The 25977-nt window shown below is 72.3% G+C and carries 23 protein-coding genes and 7 pseudogenes; 14 read left to right on the plus strand and 16 right to left on the minus strand.

Annotated features, from left to right (window positions below; genetic code table 11):
• Positions 1–157: 157 nt before the first annotated feature.
• The 3 genes from BJF83_RS13765 to BJF83_RS13775 all read right to left on the minus strand — a co-directional run bounded on the left by BJF83_RS13765 (position 158) and on the right by BJF83_RS13775 (position 3603).
• Complete coding sequence (locus tag BJF83_RS13765) at positions 158–2548, minus strand: excinuclease ABC subunit UvrA (RefSeq protein WP_075926615.1); 2391 nt, start codon at positions 2546–2548, stop codon at positions 158–160.
• Between the two features lie 189 nt (positions 2549–2737).
• Positions 2738–3148 (minus strand): VOC family protein, encoded by a 411-nt coding sequence (locus tag BJF83_RS13770; RefSeq protein WP_075926616.1) that lies wholly within the window; start codon positions 3146–3148, stop codon positions 2738–2740.
• A 5-nt stretch (positions 3149–3153) separates the two neighbouring features.
• Entirely contained in the window at positions 3154–3603 is a 450-nt protein-coding gene (locus BJF83_RS13775) for a helix-turn-helix transcriptional regulator (protein ID WP_075926639.1), read from the minus strand.
• 166 nt (positions 3604–3769) lie between these two features.
• Here BJF83_RS13775 and BJF83_RS13780 point away from each other — a divergent pair, with 166 nt between their 5' ends.
• Entirely contained in the window at positions 3770–4753 is a 984-nt protein-coding gene (locus tag BJF83_RS13780; protein ID WP_075926617.1) for an alpha/beta fold hydrolase, read from the plus strand.
• Positions 4754–5032: 279 nt separating this feature from the next.
• Here BJF83_RS13780 and BJF83_RS13785 read toward each other — a convergent pair whose 3' ends face one another.
• Together BJF83_RS13785 and BJF83_RS13790 are read right to left on the minus strand one after the other, a co-directional pair.
• On the minus strand, positions 5033–5449 hold the full coding sequence (locus BJF83_RS13785) for an SgcJ/EcaC family oxidoreductase (RefSeq protein ID WP_075926618.1): 417 nt from the start codon (positions 5447–5449) through the stop codon (positions 5033–5035).
• A gap of 34 nt (positions 5450–5483) precedes the next feature.
• Positions 5484–6080, minus strand: a complete 597-nt coding sequence (locus tag BJF83_RS13790; protein ID WP_075926619.1) for a TetR/AcrR family transcriptional regulator — start codon at positions 6078–6080, stop codon at positions 5484–5486.
• An 89-nt stretch (positions 6081–6169) separates the two neighbouring features.
• Here BJF83_RS13790 and BJF83_RS13795 point away from each other — a divergent pair, with 89 nt between their 5' ends.
• Positions 6170–6586: a nuclear transport factor 2 family protein gene (locus BJF83_RS13795; protein ID WP_075926620.1), complete on the plus strand. Its 417-nt coding sequence runs from the start codon at positions 6170–6172 to the stop codon at positions 6584–6586.
• Positions 6583–7434 carry an NmrA family NAD(P)-binding protein gene (locus BJF83_RS13800; RefSeq protein WP_075926621.1) on the plus strand — a complete coding sequence of 284 codons (852 nt, stop codon included), beginning with the start codon at positions 6583–6585 and terminating at the stop codon, positions 7432–7434. Before BJF83_RS13795 ends, BJF83_RS13800 begins: the two co-directional genes overlap by 4 nt.
• A 117-nt stretch (positions 7435–7551) precedes the next feature.
• Here the strand turns inward: BJF83_RS13800 and BJF83_RS13805 are convergent, their stop codons facing one another.
• Entirely contained in the window at positions 7552–8295 is a 744-nt protein-coding gene (locus tag BJF83_RS13805) for an SDR family oxidoreductase (RefSeq protein WP_075926640.1), read from the minus strand.
• An 82-nt stretch (positions 8296–8377) separates the two neighbouring features.
• On the opposite strand from BJF83_RS13805, the gene BJF83_RS13810 reads away from it, so the two are divergent.
• A complete protein-coding gene (locus BJF83_RS13810; protein WP_075926641.1) occupies positions 8378–8851 on the plus strand; it encodes an Rrf2 family transcriptional regulator in 474 nt (157 codons plus the stop codon).
• Between the two features lie 41 nt (positions 8852–8892).
• Here BJF83_RS13810 and BJF83_RS13815 read toward each other — a convergent pair whose 3' ends face one another.
• Complete coding sequence (locus BJF83_RS13815) at positions 8893–9516, minus strand: TetR/AcrR family transcriptional regulator (protein ID WP_075926622.1); 624 nt, start codon at positions 9514–9516, stop codon at positions 8893–8895.
• 74 nt (positions 9517–9590) lie between these two features.
• Between BJF83_RS13815 and BJF83_RS13820 the strand changes: the two genes are divergently transcribed.
• Positions 9591–10001 (plus strand): RidA family protein, encoded by a 411-nt coding sequence (locus tag BJF83_RS13820; RefSeq protein ID WP_075926623.1) that lies wholly within the window; start codon positions 9591–9593, stop codon positions 9999–10001.
• A 21-nt stretch (positions 10002–10022) separates the two neighbouring features.
• Here the strand turns inward: BJF83_RS13820 and BJF83_RS13825 are convergent, their stop codons facing one another.
• Entirely contained in the window at positions 10023–10541 is a 519-nt protein-coding gene (locus BJF83_RS13825) for a (2Fe-2S)-binding protein (protein WP_262391537.1), read from the minus strand.
• Positions 10542–10978: 437 nt separating this feature from the next.
• Here BJF83_RS13825 and BJF83_RS13830 point away from each other — a divergent pair.
• From BJF83_RS13830 to BJF83_RS13840, 3 genes and pseudogenes are all read left to right on the plus strand, one after another.
• Positions 10979–12242 (plus strand): annotated as a pseudogene (locus tag BJF83_RS13830) (sensor histidine kinase).
• A pseudogene (locus BJF83_RS13835) lies at positions 12230–12939 on the plus strand (response regulator). The pseudogenes BJF83_RS13830 and BJF83_RS13835 overlap by 13 nt, the downstream one beginning before the upstream one ends.
• Positions 12940–12986: 47 nt before the next feature.
• Positions 12987–13967, plus strand: coding sequence for a DUF4097 family beta strand repeat-containing protein (locus BJF83_RS13840; protein ID WP_083678529.1), 981 nt, complete (start codon positions 12987–12989; stop codon positions 13965–13967).
• Position 13968: 1 nt separating this feature from the next.
• On the opposite strand, the pseudogene BJF83_RS13845 reads toward BJF83_RS13840, so the two are convergent.
• From BJF83_RS13845 to BJF83_RS13855, 3 genes and pseudogenes are all read right to left on the minus strand, one after another.
• Positions 13969–14348 (minus strand): annotated as a pseudogene (locus tag BJF83_RS13845) (hypothetical protein).
• A gap of 222 nt (positions 14349–14570) precedes the next feature.
• Positions 14571–15158, minus strand: a complete 588-nt coding sequence (locus tag BJF83_RS13850; RefSeq protein ID WP_075926624.1) for a Uma2 family endonuclease — start codon at positions 15156–15158, stop codon at positions 14571–14573.
• Positions 15118–15528 carry a hypothetical protein gene (locus BJF83_RS13855; RefSeq protein WP_075926625.1) on the minus strand — a complete coding sequence of 137 codons (411 nt, stop codon included), beginning with the start codon at positions 15526–15528 and terminating at the stop codon, positions 15118–15120. Before BJF83_RS13855 ends, BJF83_RS13850 begins: the two co-directional genes overlap by 41 nt.
• 148 nt (positions 15529–15676) lie before the next feature.
• Between BJF83_RS13855 and BJF83_RS13860 the strand changes: the two genes are divergently transcribed.
• Positions 15677–16684, plus strand: a complete 1008-nt coding sequence (locus tag BJF83_RS13860) for a Gfo/Idh/MocA family protein (protein WP_075926626.1) — start codon at positions 15677–15679, stop codon at positions 16682–16684.
• Between the two features lie 7 nt (positions 16685–16691).
• Here the strand turns inward: BJF83_RS13860 and BJF83_RS13865 are convergent.
• Positions 16692–17566: pseudogene (locus BJF83_RS13865) on the minus strand (GNAT family N-acetyltransferase).
• Positions 17567–17670: 104 nt separating this feature from the next.
• A pseudogene (locus BJF83_RS13870) lies at positions 17671–18626 on the minus strand (helix-turn-helix transcriptional regulator).
• 454 nt (positions 18627–19080) lie between these two features.
• Here BJF83_RS13870 and BJF83_RS29170 point away from each other — a divergent pair.
• Both BJF83_RS29170 and BJF83_RS13880 read left to right on the plus strand, forming a co-directional pair.
• Positions 19081–19295, plus strand: a pseudogene (locus BJF83_RS29170) (helix-turn-helix domain-containing protein).
• A 9-nt stretch (positions 19296–19304) separates the two neighbouring features.
• Positions 19305–19871, plus strand: a complete 567-nt coding sequence (locus BJF83_RS13880; RefSeq protein ID WP_075926627.1) for a Clp protease N-terminal domain-containing protein — start codon at positions 19305–19307, stop codon at positions 19869–19871.
• A gap of 58 nt (positions 19872–19929) precedes the next feature.
• Here the strand turns inward: BJF83_RS13880 and ddaH are convergent, their stop codons facing one another.
• Positions 19930–20709 carry a dimethylargininase gene (gene ddaH / locus BJF83_RS13885; RefSeq protein ID WP_075926643.1) on the minus strand — a complete coding sequence of 260 codons (780 nt, stop codon included), beginning with the start codon at positions 20707–20709 and terminating at the stop codon, positions 19930–19932.
• A 129-nt stretch (positions 20710–20838) separates the two neighbouring features.
• On the opposite strand from ddaH, the gene BJF83_RS13890 reads away from it, so the two are divergent.
• The 3 genes from BJF83_RS13890 to BJF83_RS13900 all read left to right on the plus strand — a co-directional run bounded on the left by BJF83_RS13890 (position 20839) and on the right by BJF83_RS13900 (position 24223).
• Positions 20839–21954: an FAD-binding oxidoreductase gene (locus tag BJF83_RS13890; protein ID WP_075926628.1), complete on the plus strand. Its 1116-nt coding sequence runs from the start codon at positions 20839–20841 to the stop codon at positions 21952–21954.
• A 116-nt stretch (positions 21955–22070) separates the two neighbouring features.
• Positions 22071–22925, plus strand: coding sequence for a siderophore-interacting protein (locus BJF83_RS13895; RefSeq protein ID WP_075926644.1), 855 nt, complete (start codon positions 22071–22073; stop codon positions 22923–22925).
• A gap of 95 nt (positions 22926–23020) precedes the next feature.
• Positions 23021–24223, plus strand: coding sequence for a cation:proton antiporter (locus BJF83_RS13900; RefSeq protein ID WP_075926629.1), 1203 nt, complete (start codon positions 23021–23023; stop codon positions 24221–24223).
• Positions 24224–24309: 86 nt separating this feature from the next.
• On the opposite strand, the gene BJF83_RS29175 is transcribed toward BJF83_RS13900, so the two are convergent.
• Both BJF83_RS29175 and BJF83_RS13905 read right to left on the minus strand, forming a co-directional pair.
• Positions 24310–24756, minus strand: a complete 447-nt coding sequence (locus tag BJF83_RS29175) for a hypothetical protein (protein WP_262391539.1) — start codon at positions 24754–24756, stop codon at positions 24310–24312.
• A 27-nt stretch (positions 24757–24783) separates the two neighbouring features.
• Positions 24784–25847: pseudogene (locus BJF83_RS13905) on the minus strand (serine hydrolase domain-containing protein); the annotation flags it as partial.
• Between the last annotated feature and the right edge of the window lie 130 nt (positions 25848–25977).

Raw genomic sequence — 25977 nt, forward strand, 5'->3', positions numbered from 1 at the left:
GTGGGGACACTACACCCTTGTCTCTCTTTTTGAGATTCAATTCCCACGATCTGGGATGCCAGGCGCCGCGCGTACGTACGTGCGCGCGCTCGCCCTGCCTGCCGACGAGGCTGAGGAACTCGACGGGACTCGTCCACCGTTCCGTCCGGTTCCCCGGTCAGCTGGCGTACGCCGCCAGGTGCTCTCCGGTGAGGGTGGAGCGGGCGGCGACGAGGTCGGCGGGCGTGCCCTCGAAGACGACCCGGCCGCCGTCGTGGCCAGCGCCGGGGCCGAGGTCGATGATCCAGTCGGCGTGCGCCATGACCGCCTGGTGGTGCTCGATGACGATCACCGACGTGCCCGAGTCCACGAGCCGGTCGAGCAGGCCGAGCAGCTGCTCGACGTCGGCCAGGTGCAGGCCGGTGGTCGGCTCGTCGAGGACGAGGACGCCCCCCTTCTCGGCCATGTGGGTGGCCAGCTTGAGGCGTTGCTGCTCGCCGCCGGACAGCGTGGTGAGCGGCTGGCCGAGTGTGAGGTAGCCCAGCCCCACGTCGGCGAGCCGGCCCAGGACGCGGTGGGCGGCCGGGTTGCGCGCCTCACCGGCGCCGAAGAACTCCTCCGCCTCCCGCACCGACATCGCGAGCACCTCGCTGATGTCGCGGCCGCCGAGACGGTGGTCGAGGACCGCTGCCTGGTAGCGCCTGCCCTCGCACTCCTCGCACGGGGTGGACACACCCGCCATCATCGCCAGATCGGTGTAGATCACCCCGGCTCCCTTGCAGTTGGGGCAGGCTCCCTGGGAGTTGGCGCTGAACAGGGCGGGCTTGACGCCGTTGGCCTTGGCGAACGCCTTGCGGATCGGGTCGAGCAGTCCGGTGTAGGTCGCCGGATTGCTGCGCCGGGAGCCGCGGATCGGGCTCTGGTCGACCGACACCACGCCCGCGGCGGCGGGGATCGACCCGTGGATGAGCGAGCTCTTGCCGGACCCGGCGACGCCGGTGACGACGGTGAGCACGCCGAGCGGGACGTCCACGTCGACGTCGCGCAGGTTGTGCTGCGTCGCGCCGCGGATCTCCAGGGCGCCGGTGGGCCGTCGCACGGTCTCCTTGAGGCGGGCGCGGTCGTCGAGGTGGCGGCCGGTGACGGTGCCGCTGGAGCGCAGTCCCTCGACGGTGCCCTCGAAACAGACGCCGCCGCCCGCGGCCCCGGCGCCGGGACCGAGGTCGACGACGTGGTCGGCGATCACGATCGTCTCGGGCTTGTGCTCCACGACGAGCACCGTGTTGCCCTTGTCCCGCAGCCGCAGGAGCAGGTTGTTCATCCGCGCGATGTCGTGGGGGTGCAGGCCGATGGTGGGCTCGTCGAAGACGTAGGTGACGTCGGTGAGCGAGGAGCCCAGGTGGCGGATCATCTTGACGCGCTGGGCCTCGCCGCCCGACAGCGTGCCCGAGGGCCGGTCCAGCGACAGGTAGCCCAAGCCGATCTCCACGAACGAGTCGAGCGTGCGCCGAAGCGAGGCCAGCAGCGGCGCCACGGACGGCTCCTGGAGTTCGCGGACCCAGTCGGCGAGGTCGCTGAGCTGCATCGCGCACGCCTCGGCGATGTTGACGCCCTGGATTCGCGACGACCGGGCCGCCGCGCTGAGCCGGGTGCCGTCGCATTCGGGGCAGGCGGTGAAGGTGACCGCCCGGTCGACGAACGCCCGGATGTGCGGCTGCATCGCCTCCCGGTCCTTGGACAGGAACGACTTGCGGATCTTGGGGATGAGGCCCTCGTAGGTGAGGTTGACGCCCTCGACCTTGACCTTGGTCGGCTCCCGGTGGAGGAAGTCCGCCATCTCCTTGTCGGTGAAGTCGCGGATCGGCTTGTTCGGGTCGAGCAAGCCCGACTCGGCGTACAGACGCACGGTCCAGAAGCTGTCCGACTTCCAGCCCGGGATGGTGAACGCGCCCCCGGCGATCGACCTGGAGTCGTCGTAGAGCTGGGTGAGGTCGATGTCGGTGACGCTGCCGCGCCCCTCGCAGCGCGTGCACATCCCGCCGGTGCGGGTGAAGGTCTGCCTCACGGCCTTGGCGGAGGAGCCCTTCTCCACCGTGATCGCGCCGCTGGCGCGGACCGAGGCGACGTTGAAGGAGAACGCGTGCGGCGGGCCGACGTGCGGCTCGCCCAGTCGGCTGAAGAGGATGCGCAGCATGGCGTTGGCGTCGGTGGCGGTGCCGACGGTGGAGCGGGGGTCGGCGCCCATCGGCTGCTGGTCGACGATGATCGCGGTCGTGAGCCCGTCGAGGACGTCGACCTCGGGCCGCGCGAGCGTCGGCATGAAGCCCTGGACGAAGGTGCTGTAGGTCTCGTTGATCAGCCGCTGAGACTCGGCGGCGACGGTGTCGAACACCAGCGAGCTCTTGCCCGAACCGGAGACTCCGGTGAACACCGTCAGCCGACGCTTGGGGATCTCGACGCTGACGTCCTTGAGGTTGTTCTCGCGCGCGCCGTGCACGCTGATCACTTCGTGGCTGTCGGCGGCGTGCGGCGCGGGGGGCCGCGTGTCCGTCCTGGTGGCGTTGCTCATCGTCTCTCCATGCGGTGGGTGGGGCGGCGCACGCGGGGCCGGTCGGTGCGCGGGACGCACCGGTCGGCCGCTTCGGCTCGGGGCTCGGTGCTCATGGGGCGTGGATCGGTGCGGGGACGGCGCCCCCGGCGGCACGGAATTCCCACACGGCGCCGTCCATGCGTGTCGCAGTGGTGATCGCCGGTTGTCTCAGCGCTTTTCGTTGATGCGGACCATGTTGCCCGCGGGGTCGCGGAAGGCGCAGTCGCGCACCCCGTAGGGCTGGTCGGTCGGCTCCTGGACGACTTCGGCGTCGGTGGCCTGCAGGCGCTCGAAGACGCCGTCGACGTCGCTGGTGGCCAGGAGGACCATGCCGTAGGTGCCCTTGGCCATCATCTCGGCGATGGTGCGGCGCTCGTCGTCGGTGACGCCGGGGTCGGCGGCCAGTGGGTGCAGGACGATCGACGTCTCGGGCTGGCCGACGGGTCCGACCGTGATCCATCGCATCGTGCCGCGGCCGACGTCGTTGCGGACCTCGAAGCCGAGGACGTCGCGGTAGAAGGCCAGGGAGGCGTCCGGGTCGTCGTGCGTCAGGAAACTGGCGTGAATGGTGATGTCCATGTGGATCAGGTTAGGTGCGGCGAGGTCAGCCGTGCTTCTTGATTCCTGATCGGTCTGGTCACCTGTTTGGCGACGCACGCCGGCATCCCCTCGGTCGTGTTCGCCGCTCGGACGCGGTAAGTGCTGGGCGACACGCCGACGAGTTCGTGGAAGCGCGTGCTGAAGGTGCCCAGGGAGGAGCAGCCGACCTCGAAGCAGACCTCGGTGACGCTGAGGTCGGCGCGGCGCAGCAGGGCCATGGCGCGTTCGATGCGGCGCGTCATCAGGTAGCTGTACGGGGACTCGCCGTAGGCGCGTCGGAACCGGCGGCTCAGGTGCCCGGCCGACATGTTCGCGCCCCGGGCGAGCGCCTCGACGTTCAGCGGTCGTGCGTACTCCCGGTCGATGCGGTCGCGGACGCGGCGCAGCACGACGAGCTCGCGCAGGTGGTGCTCTTCGGCGGATCTGCTGGTCACGTGCACGATTTTGGCACGTCGTCGCGACGTTGCCCAACGGCGTCGGCGCGCATCGTCGGGCGGGTCCGACGTGCGCGACGTCCTTCCCCTATGCTCACCGCAGGGCCGCCACCGCCCCCCCGGCGACCGAGCCCGCGGCCCACCCGAACACGGCGAGGAGCCACGCATGACCGTCAGGCACAGGGACGTCGAGGTCAACGGAGTTCGCCTGCACATCGCCGAGCAGGGAGAGGGACCACTGGTCCTGCTCCTGCACGGCTTCCCCGAGAGCTGGTACTCCTGGCGGCACCAGTTCGCTCCGCTGGTCGAGGCCGGATACCGCGTGGTGGCCCCCGACCAGCGCGGCTACGCCAGCAGCGACAGGCCCGAACCGGTCGACGCCTACACCCTCCTGCACCTGGTGGGCGACGTGACCGCGCTGATCGGCGAGCTGGGGGAGTCCAGCGCCGTGCTGGTCGGCCACGACTGGGGCGCGCCCGTAGCCTGGGCGACGGCCCTGCTGCGCCCGGACCTGGTGCGCGGGGTGGCGGGGCTGAGTGTGCCCCCGGCGCCTCCGGCCATGCTGCCCCCCCTCTCGCTCGCGCGCGACCGTTACGGCGATGGCTACTACCAGATCCGCTTCCAGGAACCCGGTGTGGCCGACGCCGAGTTCGCCCGCGACCCGGCCTCCACGCTGCGGCGCATCATGTTCAGCGCCTCGGGCGACAACCCCTGGGTGGAGGAGCCCCGGCCCTGGGTCGTCCCCGAGGGCATGACCCTGCTGGACCTGATGCCGGAGCCGGACGTCCTGCCCGGCTGGCTGACGAAGGAGGACGTGGCCGCGTTCGCCGAGGGCTATCAGGGCCCGGACGCGTTCACCGGGCCGCTGAACTGGTACCGCAACATCGATCGCAACAACGAGCTCCTGACCGCGTTCCGGGGGCGTGTGGTCGAGGCGCCCGCGCTGTACGTGGTCGGTGACAAGGACGTGGTCGTCTCCCTTGAGGGTGTGGACTTCCTGCGGGCGAACCTGCACCTGGTGGCGCCGCGCGTGCACGCCAACGTGACCCTCGCCGGGTGTGGGCACTGGACGCAGCAGGAGCGGCCCGAGGAGGTCAACGCGGCACTGTTGGACTTCCTCGCCCACGTGGAGGAGGTCTCGGTCGGTTAGGGCGCGTGTGTCGTCGTCGGCCGTTCGCCCGCGAGGACCGGTGGGAGGTCGATCGGCTCACCGAGGGCGGCGAGTGCCCGTGCGGTTGGCCCGAGGGCCGCTTCGGTCTGTGCTGGCGGGTGATCGCCACCGTGCTGGGCGGGTTGCTGGAGGAGCCCGGTCCCGGTCGCCGTCAGCGGGCGGCGGCCCCCGCGCCGGGAAGGCGCGAACTCGGGTTCGACGACCCGCCGCACGGCGGGGCTGAGCGGGTCCGGCGGATGGGGCCGGACCCGCCCGGGGTCAGGTGTGGACCTGGGTGTTCTGGGCCGCGGTGAGGGTCCAGCGGCCGTCCTCCTTGGACATGACGTACAGGGGCGTGCCCTCGGGTTCGTCGGGGGCGGGGTCTCCGTCACGGGTGAGGTAGCGCTGGCCGACCTTGACCGCGGCGACGTCGGGGCGGATGAACTGGACGTGTTCCACCTTGTAGCGGGGGAGCAGGTCCCGCATGGCGCCGGGGAGCACCTTGCGGGTGAATTCGGCGATCTCCTGTCGGCCGAACAGCCGCCTGCCGTGCGCGGTCGTCCAGATCGCGTCCTCCCGGAAGAGGGCGACGAAGGCGTCCACGTCCTCCTCGCGTTGTGCGCGTTCGACCTCGGCGACCACCGCCGCGATCGCCTCGGTCTCCGACTGCTGGTCCTGGTTGTGTGCGTTGTTCATGGAACACATTCTTGTACTTCAACCAATGTTGAGGTCAAGTCCGCCTCTCGCCGGGATCGGTCCGCAGCACCCTGGCGGTGAAGTCGGCCAGGTGTGCCCGCATCGTCTCGCGCGGCAGGCCGTCCCGCTCGGCCAGGCGTTCGACCAGGTCGGCGCGGACGGCGGCCAGCAGCGCGTGGGCGGTGAATCCGCACTCGGACGGGCCGACGATCGGCTCCAGCATGGCCCGGAGCAGCTCGTGCCATCGCTGGTAGTGCCCGGCCCGGTAGGGGCTGGTGTTCTCGGCGCCCTCCAGGGCCCGTGCGAGGTGGCGGTGGTCGAGCTTGAAACACAGCAGGGCGTCCAGGACGGCGGGGACGCGTTGGAGCGCGGGGGTGGCCGGGCCCAGGGGCGGCGGACCCGTCTCGACGGCGCTCAGCACGGGTTCGAGCCTTGCCTGGTGCAGCGCGCGGATCAGGCCGGTGCGGTCGCCGAAGGCCCGGAACAGGGTCGCCTTGCCGACGCCGGCCTCCGTGGCGACGTCGGCCATGGTGACCTGGTCGGGGCTCGTTCGGGCGAAGAGGTCGGCGGCGGCGGCGAGGGCCGCCGCGCGGTTGCGGGCGGCGTCCTTGCGGGGTCTGCGCTCGGGCACGCGGCGCCTCCTGTTGCAAAGCGGACCAAGGGTCCGTATATTCTCGGAGCGGACCGAGGGTCCGGATTGTATCGGATGGGAGACCCCTCATGCCCGCGCGCACATCACCGGAACTGCGGATCCGCCACGGTCTACGACTCCTGCCCGACCGCGACGGCCCCGCCTGCGTCGGGCTGTGGGCCCGCGACGGGGTCATGGAGCGCCCCTTCGCACCCGGGAGCTGGCCACAACGCCTCCTGGGCAGGGACTCCGTGGCCGGGTGCATGCGTGGCTCTCCCGACCTGATCGACCCGCACGACTTTCCCGACGTGCCGGTCCACCGGACCGCCGCCCCCGAGACGACCGTGGTCGAGATGAGCGCCGCCGGCCGCCTGGTCTCCCCCTACCGGATGCGCTACGTCCCCGTCGTGACGGTCCGGGACGGGCGGTTCGCCCCCTGCCGCGACTACTGGAACCCACTCGCGCTGGGACGTACCGGCGCCGACGCCGTCAGGAGCGCACGATGAGCGCACCCCGCGCCGTACTCGTCACCGGAGCCACCGGCGCCACCGGCGGTCGCACCGCGGCCCGACTGGTCGCCGCGGGCCTGCGCGTGCGGGCCGCCAGCCGCGCCGCCGCGCCGGTCACGGGCGCCGAGCCGGTCCGCTTCGACTGGTACGACCCCGCCACCCACCAGGCGACCCTCGACGGGGCCGACCGCATCTACCTCGTTCCGCCTCCGGGCGACCCGGATCCGGCCGCCGTCATGCTTCCCTTCCTCGACCGCGCCCGGACGGCGGGCGCGCGCCGCGCGGTCCTGCTGAGCGCGTCGTCCATCCCCGAGGGCGGCCCGGCGGCGGGGGTGGTGCACCGCGCCCTTCCGGACCTGTTCGACGAGTGGGCGGTCCTGCGGCCCTCCTGGTTCATGCAGAACTTCACCGGCGCCCATCCACACGCTCAGTCCATCCGTAGCGAGGGCGTTATCCTCACCGCGACCGGCTCCGGCCGCGTCGGGTTCGTCGACGCCGCCGACATCGCCGCCGTGGCCGCCCGAGCCCTGACCGACCCCGAGGCCCTGAACGGCGACGCGGTCCTGACCGGGCCCGAGGCGCTGAGCCACGACGACGTGGCCGCCGTCCTCAGCGAGATCACCGCAGCCCCCGTCGTCCACCGCCGTGTGTCCCGTGAGCACATGCGGGTGCGGCTGGGCGCGTCGATCCCGCCGGAGTTCGCCGCGATGCTCGCCGACATGGACCACGCCATCGCGCACGGCGCCGAGGACCGCGTCACCGACGCCGTCGAACGCCTCACCGGACGTGCGCCCAGCGGTTTCGCCGCCGTGGCCCGGCGGGAGCTGGGAGAGCGGGCCCGGTGACGATCCGCGTCTCCCCATCCCCGGTGCCGTCTCGGGCCGCGGGCGGTGACGTCGCCGACGCAATGCGGGTCCCACGCCCCGCCGCACCCGGACCGCCCCGGGTGCGGCGGCCCCGGGTCACTTCTGGTCGGCGAGCCAGTCCTCGAAGGAGGTCGGTGCGATGCGGGCGTGCGCGCCCGGGAGCAGGACGTTTCCGGCCATCTCCGTTCCGAGGAGTCCCGACCACGTCGGCACGAGCGTGATCTCGCGGCCCCGCGCCCGGTAGGTGCGCCGTGCCATGTCGACCAGGTCGTGGGGAGCGGGTCCGGCCAGATCGCGGTGGCGCTCCCGAGGCTCGCCCGCCGCGACCTCGGCCAGGACGTCGGCCACGTCGGCGGGGGCGACCGGCTGCACGAGCAGCGGGGCCAACTCGGCGACCCCCTTCCGCTCGGTCCAGCCGGCGACCATGGCGGCGAAGTCATGGAACTGGGTGGCCGGGACGATCGTCCACGGCACCGCGCCCTCGGCCACCTGGCGCTCCTGTTCGCGCTTGGCGGCGTAGTGCGCGTTTCCCTCGACCCGGTGGATGCCCACGATGGACAGCAGCACGTGGTGGCGCACGCCCGCCCGCTCCTCGGCGGCGAGCAGGTTGCGCGTGATGGCGCCCAGGTAGTCCACCGCCCGCGACCGCTCGGTGAGCGTGGTGCTGGTGGCGTCGACGACCGCGTCGACGCCGTCGAGGACCCGGTCGAGTCCGTCCGCGGTGAGCAGGTCCACGCCGAGGGAGCGGCTCAGGCCCACGACCTCGTGTCCGTCCCGCTTCAGGGCGCTGACGGCGAGGGAGCCGATGTTGCCCGTTGCTCCGGCGACGGCGATCCGCATGGTGATCACTCCTCCTGTTGACTGCACCGAAGATTATCCCGGACAAAAAAAGATCCGCAATAGCTTCAATATGCTGGAAGGCATGAAGCTGCCTGTGAGTACCGAGTGGGTGTTGCACTGCGCCGCGTCACTGGCGCAGATCGAACCGGGGGAGACCGCGTCCGCGACCCGCCTCGCCGAGTTCTTCGACGTCCCCGCCGCCTACCTCGCCAAACAGCTCCAGGCGCTGGTGAGGGCGGGAGTGCTGGCCGCGACCACGGGACCGCGCGGCGGTTTCCAGCTCGCCAGGCCCGCCGCGCAGATCAGCCTGCTCCAGATCGTCGAGGCGGTCGACGGCGCCTCCTCCCCCTACGTGTGCGGCGAGATTCGCCAGCGGGGGCGCGGGGCGTTGCCGCCCGAGGACTGCCAGGACCGGTGCGTCCTGGCTCGGAGGATGGACGAGGCGCACCAGGCCTGGCGCGAGAGCCTGGCGGGGGTGTCCCTCGCCGACATCCTCGACGCCATTCCCGAGACCGCGCCCGCGCGCACGCGCTCGCGTCTGCTCGGGCGGGGCTGACCACCGGCGTGCCCGGCGCGGTCGGCCGCGCCGGGCACACGCTAGGCGCGCGGCTCCTCCAGCCGCCGCCAGCCGTTCTCGACCGAGCGGCGGCACCGGTCGGGGTCGTCGCCCGTGCCGATGTACAGCGCGGTCAGCAGGGTGACGCCGTTGGCGAGGGCATGGCGCGGCAGGGGGCCGTTGGCGACCAGGGAGGCCAGCCCGTGCGCGACGGTCCAGCTTTGGACCGCAAGTTCGCGCGGTGCGGTCTCGGCGCGCAGGCGTCCGACGCCGCGGCCCCGGTCCGCGGCGCGGTCCAGGTACTCCAGGGTCGCGTTCGCGGCCCGCAGGTCGGCCAGTTCGAAGCTCGCGTCGAACATGACCCGGTACAGGTCGGGGTGGTCCAGGGCGTTGACGAGGTAGACGGCGACCAGGGCGGTCAGGTCCTCGACGGGGTCGTCGGTGGTGGCCAGCGTCGCGTATCTGGCGGCGAGGCGGGTGAAGCCCTCCTGGCGCAGCGCCTCCCACATGCCGTCCATACCGCCGAAGTGGGTGTAGACGGCCATGGTCGACACACCGGTCCCGGCCACCAGTGACCGCAGGGTGATCGGCTCGCGGGTACGGAGCATGTGCGCGGCCCGTTCGATGAGCAGGGTGCGGACCGCGGGGTCCTTCGTTCTCACCATGGAACCAGAATACATAGCATGGCAATGCTATATTCACAGCGTCCACCAGCCGGAACCGCCAACGAGGAGTCAACATGGCCGTCACCCTGATCAACCCCGAAGGACTGCCCGAGGTCGACCTCTACCGGCAGGTGTCGGTCGCCACCGGATCCAAGCTGGTTTTCGTCGCCGGGCAGATCGCCCGCGACGCCGACGGCGGCAAGGTCGGCGAGGGCGACTTCGCCGCCCAGGTCGAGCAGTGCTACCTCAACCTCGGCGCCGCCCTGGCCGGTGCCGGCGCGACCTTCGACGACGTGGCGAAGCTGACGCTGTACGTGGTCGACTGGACCGAGGACAAGATGCCCCTGTTCGTGGAGGGCGCCGCACGGGCCTCGGAGAAGCTCGGCGTCAGCGTGCGGGCGCCGCTGACCGGAGTGGGCGTCGCCGCGCTGGCCGAGCCCGACGTCATGGTCGAGATCGAGGCCACCGCGGTCATCGACGGCTGACCGGACCGCCCGGCTGCCGGATCAGCGGCGCAGCGCGCAGTCACCGCACATCCCCTGACCCGGCAGCCGGTAGTACAGACAGCACGTCGTGCGTTCGAACACCGCCAGCCCCTGGTCGTCCGCGCCCGCGTAGCCGCCGGTCCCGGACAGGGCGGGGCGCTCCAGGAGCGCACGCGCCAACGTCTCGGCCGCCGGGCGGGCTTCGGGGCGGTCCGCGCCCAGGGACCGGACCGCCCCGGCCAGGGCTGCGGCCGTGTTGCCGCGCAGCAGCCCCGGCGACACCTTCCCGATCCGGCACAGAACGCGCGCGACGCGCTCCATGACGCCGCTGACGACGGTCTCCTCCACCCAGTCCGCCACCGCCTGCCGCGAGGCGGTGGCGGCGTACTCCTGGGTCGTGCGCAGGACGACCGGCCCCTCTCGCTCGGGATCGTAGTGGAACCGCGCGGCGTCCAGCAGCGCGCCGTGGCACACACCCGCGGCCACCACCGGCGACAGCAGACGCGCGGCCAGGCCCTGGTGGAAAATGGAGGCCGCCACGCGCCACTCCACGTCCCCGGGGCCTGGTGGGACAGCACCGCGAGCTGTCCCCGGACCCGGTCGACCTCCCGCGCGATCGGCGTCGGGGCGCCGCCCCCGTCCAGGGTGCGCCACCGCCGTCCGGGCGGCTCCCCCTCCAGCCCGAACAGCATGTTGATCCGTCCCACGTCGGCCAGAACCGGCCGCACCCGAACGTGTGCCACGCCTTCCCCTTCCCCTGACAGTGGTGCTGGCACCACCCCGACCACACGTGCTGATCGCCTCGCCGCGCGGATCCCGCGATGACTAGGCTGGTGCTTGTGACCGGCCATGACCTCCCCACCGACGCCGCGGACCGAGAGGGCGGACCCCTGCACTCCGCCCGGGCGAACCTGGCCCGGGTCGCCGAGGCCTACGGCGACACCTGGCGCGTCCGGCTGGTGGCCGTCCTGCACCTGATGACCTCCCTCACGCTGGCCGTGCTCTACCTGCTGCCGGGCCTGCTGCTCCTGATGTCGGCCACCTGGATCGGCCTCACCCTCATCCTGCCCTGGGCGCCCGACCTCGCCCCGACCGGCCGGCGTCACCCGGATCGTCGCGGACACGCTGTTCCTCCTCGCTTCGCCGGTGGCGGCCACCCTCCTGGCGCGGCTGGCCTGCCGGGTGCAGCGCGACCGTCTGGGCTCGGTGTTCGGGATCGTGGAGACCCAACCGCCCGACCCCCTGGCGCCGGGCGGCCGCCCGGGTCGGGGATGGCGGTTCCTGTTCGGGCGCGACGCCTGGGCGCACGTGGCGCGCAGCGCCGTGGCCGGCGTGCACGCCCTGCTGTCGGGGGGGTTGGCCGTGGCCCTGGTGGTGTGCGGCGGGGCCAGCGCGATGGGCGCGCTCCTCGGGGTGATGTACGCGCTGGTCATGGGGGCGCCGAGCGCGGTCGCCGGACTGCTGGTCGTGGTCGTCGCGGGTCCGCTGGCGGCCCTGCTCGGCCTGCGCCTGGCACCCTATCTCGTGGCCACCGAGGTCATGCTCCAGCGCGCCCTGCACTTCGACGCGCCCGAGGTCCGTGTCCGGCGCCGTCTGCTGCACGTCCAGGACAGCCGTCTGCGCATGGTCGACGCGGCCGAGGCCGAGCGGCGCCGCATCGAACGGGACCTGCACGACGGCGCCCAGCAACGGCTGCTCGCGCTGTCCATGACCCTGACCCGCGCCCGTACGCAGTTGGCGCGCGACCCCGAGCGCGCACGGATCCTGATCACCGACGCGCAGCGGGAGTCCAAGGAGGTCATGGAGGACCTGCGGCAGGTGGCCCGCGGCCTGCACCCCCGTGTGCTGACCGACCACGGCCTCGCCTCGGCGCTGCCGGTGGCGGCCGGTCGCTCGCCGGTCCCGGTCGAGGTCGACGTGGTGTTGGACGGGCGGCCCTCAGCCCGGGCTGAGGGCGTGGCCTACCACGTCGTGTGCGAGGCGTTGACGAACGTCGCCAAGCACGCCTCGGCCACCCGGGTCACGGTGTCCGCCCACCGCGTGGGACGTCCGACCGACCGGGACGGCGGCCTGGTGCGGATCACCGTCTGCGACGACGGCTCCGGTGGCGCCGACCCCGAGGCCGGAACCGGTCTGTACGGGCTGTGGGACCGGGTGGACGCCGTCGACGGAACACTGACCGTACGCAGTCCGGCCGGTGAGGGCACGACCCTGGCCGCCGACATCCCATGGGAGGCGTGAACGTGCACGACACGTCCGGTACGGGCGGGTCCCCGGCGGGCCCGAGGGTCATCATCGCCGAGGACTCGGTCCTGCTGCGCACCGGCATGGCCCGGCTGCTGGAGGACTCGGGTGTGGTGGTCGTCGACCAGGTGGGCGACGCCGACGCCTGCTGGCCTCGGTGGACGCCCACCCCGACGTCGACCTGTGCCTGGTGGACATCCGCATGCCGCCCGCCTACTCCGAGGAGGGCATCGAGGCGGGTGTGCGCATCCGCCGCGCCCACCCGCAGGTGGCCGTGCTCCTGCTGTCGCAGCACGTGGTCAGCCGGTACGCGGCCGATCTGCTGGGCGGAGGCGCCACCAGGGTCGGATACCTGCTCAAGGACCGGGTCGCCGACATCGAGGAGTTCCTGACCGTGATGCGGCGGGTGGCCGAGGGGGGAGCTGCGATCGACCCCGAGGTGGTCTCCCAACTGCTCAGCCGTCGCCGCGACAGCGCCCTGGAGCGGCTCACCCCCAGGGAGACCGAGGTGCTCGGGGTCATGGCGGAGGGGCTCAACAACGCGGGAATCGCGGCGCGGCTGACCGTGACCGACCGCGCGGTCGAGAAGCACATCCGCTCGATCTTCACCAAGCTCGACCTGGGCCAGGACGACCACGACCACCGCAGGGTCCAGGCGGTCCTGCGGTACCTGCGCGGGGCCGAACGGGCCTGACGCGGGCGATGACAGGAAGGCTCCGGTCTTCCGGGAAGGAATTCGATGTGACATTCAAGGGCAGGGGCCTGTACGCCTCGTCGAGCAAGGAGCCGGGCGGGTTCCGCGCGGGCCCGTGGATGCTGTTGGGCGCCGTGCTCGTGATGGCGGTGATCGGTGTCACCGTGGTGTGGGTGCTGAGCAACGTGAGCGTGGACAGTGAACGGCGCGACGACACCTTCGAGGCGGCCGCGCTCCTGGGGATCGACAACGACACCGCGGGCGACGTGACCGTCGTCGCGGGATCCGGGGACGAGGTGGTCCTGGAGCGAACGCTGCGTTCGGGGCCGTTCCAGGAGCCCGAGGAGTACGTCACCGAGGACGGCGGCACCCTCGTCGAGGCCGAGTGCGAGGGCGAGGGCGTGTGGTTCCTGGGCGGTGACTGCGCGGTGGACTACGACGTGACCGTGCCGGAGGGGACCGAGGTGACGGTGAGCACCGTCAGCGGCCGGATCCGGGTGGAGAACGTCGACGGCCTGCTGGACCTGTCCAGCACCAGCGGCAACGTGGTGGTGAACGGCAACGTCGGGGACGTGGCGGCCTCCTCGACCTCTGGCGGTCTGGAGCTGTCGGGGGTGGAGGGGTCGGTCGAGGCCGAGACCGCCTCGGGCCGCGTCCTGGCATCCGGGGCGGGGGAGTCACTGAGCGCCCAGTCGGTCTCCGGGACCGTCGAGGTGTCCAACTTCGCCGCGAGGGTGGTGAACGCGGCCTCCACCAGTGGGCCGGTCGTCGTGGGCGGGGGCTTCACCTCGGCTGAGGTGTCGACCACCTCGGGCTCGGTCGAGGTCGCCACCGAGGACGCGTTCGACTGGTTGTCGGTGGACTCGACCAGCGGCACGGTCCGCGTGCGCGTCCCGGAGGGCGTCTACGCGGTGACCGGGGAGTCGACGTCGGGCGGGCGTGACATCGGGGTGGACATCTCCGTCGACGCCCAGGCGCGCATCGATGTGAACACGGTCAGCGGGTCGGTGAGCGTCCAGGGGCTGTGAGTCAGCGTTCGAAGCGCAGCGCCGCCCAGTCCGAGTCGATCCGGACCTGGGCGGCGCCGTGCCATCCGGCCTCGTGCAGCGGCTCCCACCCCTGGTCCGCGGTCAGGTCCGTGATGATGGTGCCGCCGCGTTGGGGAAAGCACATCCACAGCCGGGTGCGCGGCCCGGCCAGGTCGAGCGCGGAGGGGGCCTCGCGGCGGACGGTGCCGCGGTCCAGGGCGAACAGGTGGATGTCGTCGTAGTCGGCGCCCTCGATGGGGCCCAGGTCGATGTGGATGTCCCGCGGCGGCTCCAGCAGGCGCAGGTAGCGTTCGGGGGCGTGAGGACGAGCAGCCGGTCCCCGGGCAGCACCCCCAGTCTCCGGGCGAGCGTGTCCGACATTCCCCCTCCGTTCGGTGTCCCGCGCGAGCGATCCCGCGACCCTCCCGACACCGTACGGTTCCGGCGCGCCGATTCCGAGCGGCATCCGCCGGTCGACCACGACATGACCGGGTTTTTAGAGTTCCTGCACAGCGGACGGTGCGGTGCGACGAGGCGCGATCGGGTCCGGGCAAGGCGTCGCCTCCGCGTCGGCTGGACGCGGGGGCGGTGGGATGACCGGTGTCAGCGGGCGAACTGCTTGAGTTCGTCGGTGTCCAGGGTGACCCCGGTGCCGGGGACGGCAACCTGTTCGCCGTAGGGGTGGGCGTTGCATTCCAGGTACTCACCGCCCAGGGGGCGGGAGTAGACGACCACGGCGTTCATCGTGCGATCGACGCACACGTACGCCGGGATGCCGCTTTCCGCGTAGGCTGCGGGCTTCTCCACGCGGTCGCGGGCTTTGGTGTCCGAATCCCACGAGGTCACCTCGACGACGGCGAGAACACCGTCGGGGTCGGGATAGTCCCGGTGGCCTTTGAAGTTTCCTCGGGGTACCAGGACCCCGTCGGGCAAGGCCTGCCCCTTGCGGTAGGTCTCGACTTTCAGTCCCTGGCCTTGGAGTAGGTCACAGTCAGCGCGCTGGATCAGACACTGGCGGAACATCCACGCCATGATCTGGCTGTGGTCGCTGTCGGTCACTCGGTGGACCCAGACCCTTCCGTGGATGAATTCGAGGATGGTGCCGTCGTCTTCGTATGCCTGTGCGGCCAGCCGTGCGAAGAGGTCGGGGTCAATGGCGGGTGGCGGGGGGCAGCGGTCGGTGACGGTCATGGGTTCCCCTCCTATGCGGCGTGGTGGTGAGGGGGCGGACGGTGACGCCGACCTGGACGCGTCCTTCGGCGTAGGCGACCAGGAGCTTGTCGACGAGGGCGGACATGCTGCGGACGCCGTCGGTCCTGCGTTGGTCGTCGGCGCGTCTCCAGGTGTCCGCTGACAGGCGCATGCCGATCTGTTCACGGTCGGCGTTGGGGCTGGTGTCGGCGAGGTGGTCGGTGGTGATCTGACCGCTGGCGTAGGCGTTCAAGAGGAATTCGAGGATGCGCGCGGTGGACAGCCCGACCTGGTCAGCGAGGATGCTGGCGCGTGTCCACGTCTGACGTCCGACGAAAGGCTGTTTCTGGGCGCGGGTAGGGGCGGGCACGGCGTCTCCTCCGGGTGGCTCTGAGGCGATGGTAGGCATGTTCGCAGTCGTACGCAAAGTTGACCTAGTACATGCAGTGCAGGGAGTACAGACACCGAGCGGCGTCCCCCGGTCGACCACGGCACGGCCGGCTTTCTAGGATTCCGGTATGGCAGACGGTGCAACGCGTTGGGGCGTGATCGGAACCGGTGGGATCGCCCACTCCTTGGTCGAGGCGCTGCGGGCCACGCCGACGGCGCGGGTCACGGCGGTGGCCTCGCGTTCGGCGGAGCGGGCCCGGGAGTTCGCCGCGGTGTGGGGGATCCCCCGCAGTCACGGGGGTTACGAGGACCTGGCCCACAGCTCGGACGTGGACGTGGTGTACGTGGCCACTCCGCATCCGTGGCACCATCCGCACACGCTGATGTGTCTGAACGCGGGCAAGCACGTGCTGGTGGAGAAGCCGATGGCGCTCAACGCCCTGCAGGTGGCCGAGATGACGGCGGCGGCGCGGTCGAACGGCCGCTTCCTGATGGAGGCGATGTGGACGCGTTACCTGCCCGCCTACCGCCTGGCGCGTGAGTTGGTGGCCGACGGCGCGATCGGGCCGCTGCGCTCGCTGTCGGCGGAGTTCGGCATCAACGTGCCCTTCGACCCCGACCACCGGCTGTTCAACGCCGACCTGGGCGGCGGCGCGCTGCTCGACCTGGGCGTGTACCCGCTGGCGTTGGCCGGTGACTTCCTGGGGGAGCTCACGGTGGTGGGGGCGACCCGGCGGCTGTCGCCGGACCGGATGGTGGACACGCACACGAGCGTCCTGGTCCGGGGGCGCGACGGGGTGTCGGGGACGCTGGGCTGCGCGTCGCGGTCGGCTCTGCCCAACCGTGCGGTGCTGGTGGGCGCCGAGGGGTGGCTGGAGATGGAGCGCGCGTGGGCGCCGACCGGGGTGGTGCTGCACCGCGACGGCCGTGAGCCGTGGGCCTTCGACCGGCCCTACCGCGGCAACGGGTACGTGCACGAGGCCGAGGAGGTGGCGCGGTGCGTGGCCGAGGGCCTGTCCGAGAGCCCGGACATGCCGTGGTCGGAGAGCCTGCGCCTGGCCCGGCTCATGGATCTGGTCCGCGACGTCGGCGTCTTGGCGCACGACGCGGCCGACGGCGCGTCGGCCGGGCGGTGAGGGCGTCTCAGAGGAGCCCCGACGCCCCCGCGCCGGTGGGGGTTGCGGACTCGGGCGTGCGCCGTTCGGGGTGCGGGACCTTCGGGTGGTGGCGAAGGCGCGCGCGGACGTGGCGGGCGGCGGCGATGCGGGCGAGCACGCGGACGTTGGTGCGCGCCACGACCAGGACCGCGTCCCGGGGGCGACCGCGTCGTCGAAGTAGCCGTCGATGCCGGTGTCGCCGCAGCGCGGCCGGATCCCGTAGATGTCACCGTCGAACATGCGGTAGGCGTCGCGGACGACCAGGGTGTCGGGGTGCAGGCGCGGACCGTCGCCCAACCAGTCGGCTGCCTCCCCGGCCAGGCGCCGGACCAGGCCGGGCAGGGACCGGTCACCGTTGGGGAAGACGCGGTGCGCCCCGACACCCTTGCGCCAGCCCGCGTAGACGGCCGGGTGGCGGGTGCGCAGGACCACGTAGGTGTTCGACAGGGGGTGGGCGAGGACCTCGCGGGCGAGGAAGTGGGTCATCAGCGCCGTGGACAGGCCGAACCGGCGGTGGGCGGGGACCACGCCGGCGGCGTCGAGGTACAGGGAGCGGCGTGCGGCCAGCCGGAGCCGGTGGTAGCCGCCCCAGCCGACGGGGGAGCCGTCGGGGCCCAGGACGAGCGCCAGGGTGGTGATCTGGTCGAAGAACCCGGACTGGACGCGGGTGTGCCAGTAGCCGGAGTGGTCGGCGCCGAAGGCGCGTTCGGCCAGTCCGCGCAGGGTGGCGTGCAGGCGGTCGCGGCTGCGGGCGCAGAGGGCGTCAGTGCGGTCCCAGAGTGCCACGCGGTAGCCGGGGCTCAGGTCGCGGACGGTCGGCGGGCAGCTGAGGTCCCGGAGTTCGGGGCCCTGGAGTTGGATGGACACGCACAGCCCTACTTTCGTTACTCTTCGGATTCAGGAGACTCCCTAACGTAGCGGACCGGTGGACGCGTGTGGGGTCATTTCGCCAAGTGCGGCGCGGATCAGCGTCGGGCGGCGCGGTGGAGGCGGGTGGCCAGGCGGGCCATGTGCTCGCGCAGCTCGTCGGGCTCCTCGACCTCCATGTCGATGTCGAGCATGCCCAGATAGCAGGCCATCTGGAGGTAGGAGTGCCCGGCGCACTCCAGGACGCAGCTGGTGTCGTCCACCGGCTCGATGGAGCCGAACCAGTCGTCCGCGCGACGCCGGGCCTCCTCGGCGGACACGGACAGGCGGATCCGCGCCCGGTGCGGCCACATGTGCAGGTCCATCCGCTCGGCCAGGTAGGCGGCCACGCCCTGTTCCGGGGGGTCGCGGGGCGGCACGCGCGGCCCGGTGGGCGTCAGCGGCCGCATCCGGTCGACGCGGAACGTGCGCCAGTCGTCGCGGTCGTTGTCCCAGGCCACCAGGTACCAGCGGTGCCCCCGAGCGGCGAGGCGCAGCGGTTCGACGGTACGGCGGGAGGGACTGCCGTCGTGGCGTTCGTAGTCGAACCTGAGCCGTTCGCTGTCGCGGCAGGCGGAGGCGACCAGGGCGAGGGTGTCGGCGTCGACGGTGGGCCCGCCGGAGGGCATGGGGACGGTGAAGGCGCCCAGGGCGTCGACTCTGCGGCGCAGACGGGAGGGCAGTACCTGAAGGAGTTTGGCCAGGGCGCGGACGGAGGTCTCCTCGATGCCCGACACCCCGCCCTGGGCGGCCGTGCGCAGCCCCACGGCCACGGCCACGGCCTCGTCGTCGTCCAGCAGCAGGGGCGGCAGCGCGGCGCCCGCGCCGAGCTGGTAGCCGCCTCCGGTGCCCATGGTCGCCTGGATGGGGTAGCCGAGTTCGCGCAGGCGGTCCACGTCGCGGCGGATCGTGCGCGCGCTGACGTCGAGCCGGTCGGCGAGATCGCGCCCGGCCACTCCCTGCGCGTCTGGAGCAGGGACAGCAGGCGTAGCAGGCGGGTCGAGGTCGCCTTCATCGCGGTTCCTCTCGGGCGGGGCTGCGGGAGGCCCGGCGGCGCGGGCGTTCCCTGGGCGGACACACGCAGTCTGCCAGGGCTGGAGGACAGAGGCCGTCCTGCGCCGGGCCCCGTTCCGCGGGTCCGTCCGGGTGTGCCCCGCCCTGGGCGGCGGCTCACACGACGACGGCGACCGCCTCGACACGGCGACGGTGGCGCCGCTCTCGCCGAGGGGGCGGGCTCCGGCGGTCCACACCACGCGTGCGGTCGTGGGGGCCGTGGCCGCGTGGGCGTGGTGCACGTGTTCGGTCAGGCTCCCGCTGCGGATCGGGGTGACCGCGCTCAGCGCTCCACCTCCGTGTCGTCGTTGTCGGCCTTGCCAGTGGAGGACGTCGTTCGGTGGTTCCGCCGGTTCTCCAGGCTCGGTGACGTGGGACCGTGGGTTGTCAGTTTTATTGACAGACGATGCCTGTCAATTTATCTTGACACTGTGGCTGAGAGAACCGACCCCATCGACCCGGAGACCGGACTGAGAGCCGTCGCGGCGCTGCGCAAGCTCGCCGACCACATGGAGGCGCTGCACGTCCGCGACGCCCGCGCCAGAAGTGGTCGTGGCAGGCCATCGCCGACGTGCTGGGGGTCACACGCCAGGCGGTCCACCAAAAGCACGCACGCCGCACCCACGAGTAGGAGGAGACGATGTTCGAGCGTTTCACCAAGGAGGCACGGGAGATCGTCCGTGGTTCCGTCGCGTCGGCGACCGACCGGGGCGAGGGCAGGGTCGGCCCCGGGCACCTGATGCTCGCCCTCGCGGACGACCCCGACGGCACCGGGGCGCGGATCCTGGCCGACCACGGCCTCACCCGCGACGCCCTGGGGGGAGGCGGACGCCAGGACGGGCCCGCCGGGCTCACCGACGACGAGACCGCCGCCCTGCGCTCCGTGGGTGTGGACACCGACGCGGTCTTCCGAAGGATCGAGGAGTCCTTCGGCCCGGACGCGCTGCGCCCGGACCCCTCGGCGCCGCGTTCCCGCAAGCGGGGGCGGTTCGGCGGCGCCTTCGATCCCGGGGCCAAGAAGGTCCTGGAGTTGAGCCTGCGTGAGTGCCTGGCCCTCAGGCACAAGGCGATCGGCTCGGGCCACATCCTGCTGGCGCTGCTGCGTCAGGGACTCCCCGAACCCATGGCCGCGGTGGTGGCCGAGCACGGTCTGACCTACGAGCAGGCCCGGCGGCACGTGCGGTCGGCGCTCGACGACGCCGCCTGACCCCTCGGGTCCGCGCGCGCGGCGGCCCGGCGCGAGGACCCGAGGCTCGCCGCCGGGCTCACCGCCCCGGGACGAGCACGCTCAGGCAGGTGACGCAGCCCTCCATCTTCTCGAACTCCGAGACGTCCACCGGCAGGACCCGCCAGTGGTCGGCGGCCAGTTCGTGGACGGTCGCGTGCGCCGCGGCGCTGACCAGCACGTCTTTCCCGCTCAGGGGAAGGACGTGCGCCCCGGGCTCCTCGGAGGCGCGGCGGACCGGCGGCAGGGCCCCGGCGTCCACCAGGTCGGGCAGACCGACCAGCGTCCCGTCCGGCAGCGCGGTCACCGCCGACTTCAGGTGCAGGACCGCACCCAGCCCGACCCGGCGGACCTCGCGCCCCAGCGGTTTGAGCAGCCGCGCCAGCTGGCCGGCTCCCTCGGCGTTGGTCCGGCCGCCCACCCCCACGTACACGGTCTCGCCCACCTGGAGCACGTCGCCGCCGTCCAACGTGCCCGGGGACTCCACCCGCGCGAGCCGAAGACCGAGCGACCGGACCGTCGCCTCCACGCCCTCGACCTCGCCGCGGCGCTGCTCGGCCCCGGGCCGGGCCAGCACCGCCAGGTCCCCGCAGACCACCACGGTGTCCTCGACGAACACGGAGTCGGGCAGGTCCGGCGCTGGATCGACCTCGACCACCCGCCAACCCGCCGAGGCCAGGGCCTCCTGGTAGATCACGAACTGGCGCATGGCCAGCACGGGATCCACCGACGAGCGGGACACGTGGGTGAGGATGCCCCGTTCCATGCGGGGGCTGGGCCTGCGGGTGAGCGCCAGACCGGGGCTGGTGTGTCCGTCCACGTGGTCTCCCGGGATGCGGTGACGGGGTGCGGGAGAGCTCAACGTACCCCGCGGTCCGCCCCGCTCCCCGTACGCGGCACGCGGGTCGTCCGTCTTGTCCGGGACCCGCCCGCGCGGCAGGGTGGACACATGGACGTGATCGTTGTCGGCGGCGGCATCGTGGGGATGAGCGCGGCCTTCCACCTGGCCAGGAAGGGAGTGTCCACCGCGCTGGTGGACGCCTCGCACCCGGGGCAGGCCACCTCGGCCGGAACCGGGGTGGTGTTCCCTTGGCCGTTCCCCTGGGACACGCCGGGCACGTGGGCGTTCAAGGCACGGGCGGCCGCGCACTACCCGGGGCTGATGGCCGAGCTGGCCGAGGACGGGCAGGCGACCGGCTACGAGACGGTCGGCGGGATGTCGGTGGACCGGGAGGGGGACGACGCCGGGTACGACCTGATGCGCTCCCTGGCGCAACGGCCGGAGTTCGCCACCATGGGACGGGTGGAACGGCTGTCTCCGGGTGAGGCGACCCGCCGGTTCCCGCTGGTGCCCCAGGACTACGGGGGTGTGTACGTGGAGGGGATGGCGCGTGTGGACGGCCGTCGGGCGCGCACCGCGCTGTTCAACGCCGCCGAGGAGCGGGGGCTGCGGTACCACAAGGGCGACGCCCGCCTGGCGTGGAACGGGCGCCGTGTGACCGGGGTGCTCGTGGGCGGCGAGGAGCTGGAGGCCGACGTGGTCGTCGTCGCGGCGGGGGCGTGGTCGGCGCGGCTGCTCACGACGGCGGGGGTGGAGCTGCCGGTGTTCCCGGTGCGCGGACAGATGACGCACTTCGCGCTGCCGGGGCGCGACACCCGCTCTTGGCCGGTGGTGCGCTTCGGGGAACGCGAGTACTACGTGTGCGCGTTCGGCCCCGACCGGGTGGTGACGGGCGGGACGGTCGAGCCCGACGCGGGGTTCGACCGTCGGGTGACCGCGAGCGGGTTGCTGCACAACCTGTCCACGGCGGTGCAGGTCCTGCCGGGATTGGCCGAGTCCTCGGTCGTGGAGACTCGGGTGGGTTTCCGGCCGGGCACGCACGACGGCCGCCAACTGCTGGGGCGGGTCGAGCGGCTGCCGGGGGTCGTGGTCGCCACGGGGTTGGGAGCGGAGGGGCTGACGCTCGGGCCCTACCAGGGGCTGGTCGCCGCCCAATTGGCGATGGGCGAGGACCCGGGGTTCGAGCTTGCGGAGTTCCGGCCCGACCGCCCCCAGGACACGTGACGCACACCACAGAAATTGATGCCCTTTTCCATTTGACATTTTCGCGAGAAGGCTTGCTAGAACTTGAGTTTCGCCCTTGAGAGAACCAGGGCGAGCAGCTATTCTTAGGAGTTTTGGTGAGCCAGAGATCGCCCGTCCGTCACCTTCGTGTCAGCTCGTCGCTCCGCCTCACCCCGCACATGGTGCGCGTGACCTTCACCGGGGAGGATCTGACCTCCGCCTTCCTGGGCGGGCCCGACCAGCAGGTCAGGCTCTACTTTCCCCGCGAGGGCCAGGAGCGGCCCCGCATGCCCGAGGCCGACGGCGACCTCATGTCGTGGTACCAGGCCTACACGGCCCTGCCCGAAGACGAGCGCCCCTGGATGCGCGCCTTCACCCTGCGCGGCCACGACCCCGACCTCGGGACCGTCGACATCGACTTCGTCGTGCACGGCGATGACGGGCCCGCCACCAGCTGGGCGCGCCGGGTCCGGCCGGGCGCGGTCCTGGGCATGGTCGGCCCCTCTCCCGAGTACTCCCTGCCCTTCGACACCGCCACCCCCGACAATCTGCTGCTGGCCGGCGACGAGACCGCCCTGCCCGCCATCGGCACTCTGCTGGAGAGCCTTCCGGAGGGGCGGCGCGCCCTCGTCCTGGCGGAGGTCCGCGACGCGGGGGAGGAGCTGCCCCTGCCCACCCGCGCCGACGTGGACGTGCGGTGGGTCCACCGCGGGGAGGCCGCCCACGGGGACCGGCTGCTGGAGGCCGTGCGCGCCGCCGACCTGCCCCCGGGCAGGGTGGGCGCGTGGATCGCGGGGGAGGCGGGCATGGTGCGCGCCCTGCGCCGCCACCTGGTCCAGGACCGTGGCGTGCCCAGGAAGGACATCGACTTCACCGGGTACTGGCGGCGGACCCTGACCCAGGACGACGCCCCCACCGGTGAGGACATGGCCGACGCCCGCGAGAAGGTGGCTCTTCACCAGGAGCGATAGGGCGGACGCGGCGTCCGGGCGCGGCTCCACCGGTTCGGTGCGCTCGTTCGCCAGGATGGCCAGGTGGCGGAGCGCGCCGCGGAAAGGCGGGACCGGTGGAGCCCGAGACCCTGACCCCGATCCTGGTCATCTTGACCGCCGCGGTGGCGGCGCCGCTGGCGGTGGACGTCCTCGCCCGCTGGGTGATCCTGCCCGGGGTGGTGTTGGAGATCTCCCTGGGCGTCCTCGTCGGTCCGTCGGGGTTGGGGCTGGTCGAGGACACCGCGGTCGTCACGGCCGCCTCGAATATGGGTCTGGCCCTGTTGATGTTCATGGCCGGTTACGAGGTCGACGTGACCAGGGTGACGCGGGGGACGCTGAACCGGGCCGGTACGGCGTGGGCCGTCGCCCTCGGCCTGGGGCTGGGCACGGCGTGGCTGATGGTCGGTTGGTCGCACGCGATGCTGATCATCGGGCTCGCACTGACGACCACGGCGTTGGGGACCGTGCTGCCGGTCCTGCGCGACTCCGGAGTGCTCGGCACGGGGCTGGGAGCGCGTGTACTGGCCTCCGGGACGTGGGGGGAGTTCGCGCCGATCGTCGTGATCTCGCTGCTGCTCAGCGGCTACCGTCCCCTGACCGGGTCGCTCCTGTTGCTGGTCTTCTTCGCCGTGGCCGCGCTGGCGGTCTGGCGGACGAGCCGGGGGACCCCAGCACGGATCCAGCGGCTGGTCCGCGTGACGCTGGCGACCAGTGTCCAGATGGCGGTCCGGTTGTGCCTGTTGATCGTGGTGTTCATGCTGTGGGTGTCCACCGAGTTGGGCCTGGACAGCGTACTGGGGTCCTTCGCCGCGGGGATCGTCGTCCGGACCATGCTGGTCACCAACCATCCCGGAGAGGTTGAGCAGGTCGAGACGCGCTTGATGGCCGTGTCCTACGGCCTGTTCATCCCGATGTTCTTCGTGGTGACCGGGGTCCGGTTCGACCTGGAGGCGCTGGTGTCGGACTGGGGCGCGGCGGCGACGGCGCCGATGTTCCTGGTCCTGTTCCTCCTGGTGCGGGGTCTTCCCGTGTGGTTGCTGTGCAGCAACGGACTCAGCCGCCACGAGGGTCTGGCCCTGGGGCTGTTCGCGTCGACGGCGTTGCCGCTTCTGGTGGTCCTGACCACGATCGGAACCCGGGCCGGTGACATGGACTCGGCACACGCGGCGGCTCTGGTCTGCGCGGGCGGGGTCTCGGTGCTGGTGTTCCCCCAGATCGGCTTGGCCCTGGTGGGGCGCCCGCGGGAACCGGGGCGCTCGCGCACCGCCGGCGAGTAGGGTCGGGCGGCACCGACGATCCCGTTCCCGGCGTTTCCTCCGGCCGCGGGGAAGAGGCGTGGACGACGGTGATCCGGGCCGCGGCGCTATCCGTGCCCGGTCCGCCCACGCTCGCGGACCAGGGCGACGACACGCACGACGGCCAGGAGAGCGCATCCCAGTGCGGCGACGGCCAGGAGGGTCATGAGGGTCGGGTAGAGGTAGGACACCTGGATCCAGGCGACGTCGCGGCCCCGGTAGAGGAAGCCGACGATCCTGTGGACCGCGGCCAACAGCAGGATCGGCGGGGCCAGCGGCAGCAGCCTCATCACGGCGACGCTGGGCCGCTCCGCGCCTCGTCGGGCCCAGTGACGGGAACGGCGCACGCCACGCCAGGTCGCCGCGGCGGTGAGCGCGGTCAGGAGGAGCAGGACCGCGTCCGCCCACGCCAGCGCCGTTCCCACCACGGGTGCGGAAGGTTCACCCTCCAGCAGGGCGATCAGCGCGTCGGCGACGGCCTGGGCGTCCCCGTAGGCCATGCCGGTGTTGGCCATCACCGCCACTCCGTGCCCGGTTTCGGGAAGGAGCGCCTGGTAGGCGGTGGACGTGAACAGGTCACCGCCGTGTTCGACGATCGGCGCGCCCGACGGGGTCTGGCCCACCGACCAGCCCAGGGCGTAGGAGCCGGACGCGGGTGAGGGGCTGTGCGCCAGGGCGAGGGTCCGGGGTGAGGCGATGCGGGTTCCGTCGGGGCCGCGGCCGCCGTTGTTCTGCGCGACCAACCAGGCTCCCATGTCCTCGGCGGTGCCGACCATGCCGCCGGAGCCGTTCCCGAAGGCGGGTGGTTCGGGCGCGCCACCGGGCGCCCGAGGAGTTTGAGGTGTCCGTGCGCGCTGGCGGGAAGGTCGCGTTCGGTGTCGAGCGTGGTGCTGTCGTGCATCCCGAGCGGGTCGAGGACGGAGTCCTGGAGCCGCTCGGCGAACGGTCGGCCGGTGACGACCTCGACCAGCCGTGCGGCGACCTGGAAGTTGGGGTTGTGGTACTCGTGGCGCGTGCCGGGGTCGGCGGCCAGCCGTCCGGTGCGCATGCTCGCCACGGCCTCGCGCAGGGTGTCCGGTTGGTCGCGCGTGAAGGCGGGGAACGTGGTGTCGGACATCCCCGAGGTCTGGTCGAGGAGTTGGCGCACGGTGATTCGCGCGGCCCGGGGGTCGGCCATGGTGAACTCGGGCAGATAGGCCACCACGGGCTCGTCGAGGTCCACGTCGCCGGATTCGACCAGCTGGAGGACAGCCATCGCGGTGAAGGACTTGCTGACCGAGGCCAGCGCCATCGGGGTGCGGGCGGTGACGGGTTGACCTGAGGGCGTGGTGCCGTAGCCCCGTGCGTGCACCACGCGTGTGCCCTGGGTGACGGCCACGGCGATCCCGGGAGTGCCCGACGCCTCCTGGTGCCGGTGCACGAGGGCGTCGATCGCGGCGGACGTCAGCGCCGGGGGAGCGCCGGTGCCGTCGTCGCCCGCCGCGGTCGCGGTGGTCGGAATGAGCACGGCGATGACGGCCGCCAGGACCACGGCGACGCGCATCGCGGCGTGCGGCGGACGGGGGACGCGGCGAGGAAGGCCGGGGAGGGGGTGTGGGCTGGTCATTCGTGGAAGGTTAGCCACGGCGCGCGCCCGTGGCGATGGTGCTGGCCACCGATGTCGGCCTGCGGTCGGCCTCAGCACGGGACGACCTCATCGGTCCCAGTTCCGGGGGTGACCCGTCCCCGCGATGCTC

This window comes from Nocardiopsis sp. CNR-923 (assembly GCF_001942255.1).
Classification (GTDB): Bacteria; Actinomycetota; Actinomycetes; order Streptosporangiales; family Streptosporangiaceae; genus Nocardiopsis.